Below are 1,190 nucleotides of genomic sequence, written 5' to 3'. Positions count from 1 at the left end.
ATGGCGAAGGAAAAATTTGATCGTTCGAAGCCGCACGTGAACGTGGGGACGATTGGTCACATCGATCACGGCAAGACGACGTTGACGGCGGCGATCACGAAGGTATTGTCGAAGCACAACCCGAAGATCGCGTTCCGTTCGTTTGACTCGATCGACAACGCTCCTGAGGAGCGCGAGCGCGGTATCACGATCGCGACGGCGCACGTGGAGTATGAGACGCCGAACCGGCACTATGCGCACGTGGACTGCCCCGGTCACGCCGACTACATCAAGAACATGATCACGGGCGCGGCACAGATGGACGGAGCGATCCTGGTCGTTGCCGCCACCGACGGTCCGATGCCGCAGACCAAGGAGCACGTGCTTCTTGCTCGCCAGGTAGGTGTGCCGTACATCTGCGTGTTTCTGAACAAGTGCGATGCGGTCGAAGACGCTGAGCTGATCGATCTGGTTGAGATGGAAGTTCGCGAGCTTCTGTCGAAGTACCAGTTCCCGGGCGATGACGTTCCGGTGATCCGCGGATCTGCACTCGGGGCATTGAATGGCGAAGCGCAGTGGGAGTCGAAGATTGACGAGCTGATGGAGGCTGTCGACAAGAACGTTCCTCTGCCGGCGCGCATGATCGATCTGCCGTTCCTGATGCCGATCGAAGACATCTTCTCGATCTCGGGCCGCGGCACCGTGGTGACGGGCCGTATCGAGCGCGGCAAGGTGAAGGTGGGCGAGGACGTCGAGATCGTCGGCTTCCGCGAAACGCGCAAGTCGGTCTGCACGGGCGTTGAGATGTTCAAGAAGCAGCTCGACGAAGGCATGGCGGGCGACAACGCCGGTATTCTTCTGCGCGGCATTCCGAAGGAAGACGTGGAGCGCGGCATGGTTCTGGCGAAGCCGGGATCGATCACGCCGCACACGAAGTTCAAGGGCGAAGTTTACGTGCTGAGCAAGGAAGAAGGCGGACGTCACACTCCGTTCTTCAACGGCTACCGTCCGCAGTTCTACTTCCGTACGACGGACGTGACAGGTGTGGCGCAGTTGCCGGCGGGAACAGAGATGGTGATGCCGGGCGACAACGTTCAGCTCGAGGTTGAGCTGATCACGCCGGTGGCCATGGAGAAGGGCCTGCGGTTTGCGATCCGCGAAGGCGGACGCACGGTGGGCGCGGGTACGATCAGCGAGATCATTAAGTAGTT

At 60.3% G+C, this 1,190-nt stretch carries 1 protein-coding gene; it reads left to right on the top strand.

Features of this window, described 5'->3' with window-relative positions; translation table 11 throughout:
* Positions 1 to 1,188 (top strand): elongation factor Tu (tuf, locus tag DHV10_RS26850; protein WP_109489520.1); only part of this gene is annotated, 1,188 nt, incomplete at its 5' end.
* Positions 1,189 to 1,190 lie beyond the last annotated feature (2 nt).

The organism is Occallatibacter savannae (assembly GCF_003131205.1).
Lineage (GTDB): Bacteria > Acidobacteriota > Terriglobia > Terriglobales > Acidobacteriaceae > Telmatobacter > Telmatobacter savannae.
This window is presented reverse-complemented; position numbering and strand designations above follow the sequence as displayed.